Raw genomic sequence first — 261 nt, forward strand, 5'->3', positions numbered from 1 at the left:
GCAGCCATCTTGGCCCAGTTGGCTCCTATGTGGTGGCCGCCACGATCGCATCCGCACTGTTCAAGGCTGCCGATACGGATATCACCTCTCGCAGGCTCATTCCGGACGTAGAGCCAAAAACGCTGGCAGGACTGCTCGATCTCAATGATACTGCGAAGGTATCGGATGAAGTGCTTGGCGGCCTGCTCGGCAGTCAGGGTTTTCAATAGCGCTGATAACGGCAGCGCTACAGTGCTCAATCTGGTTTAGCGGGGGAAGTGG

The 261-nt window shown here is 57.1% G+C and carries 1 protein-coding gene; it reads left to right on the forward strand.

Features of this window, described 5'->3' with window-relative positions; all coding sequences use genetic code 11:
• Positions 1-209: hypothetical protein (locus AC0L3S_RS39450; protein WP_473285362.1), on the forward strand; the 209-nt coding region annotated here is incomplete at its 5' end.
• Between the last annotated feature and the right edge of the window lie 52 nt (positions 210-261).

It is taken from the genome of Bradyrhizobium sp. Ken01, assembly GCF_055807355.1.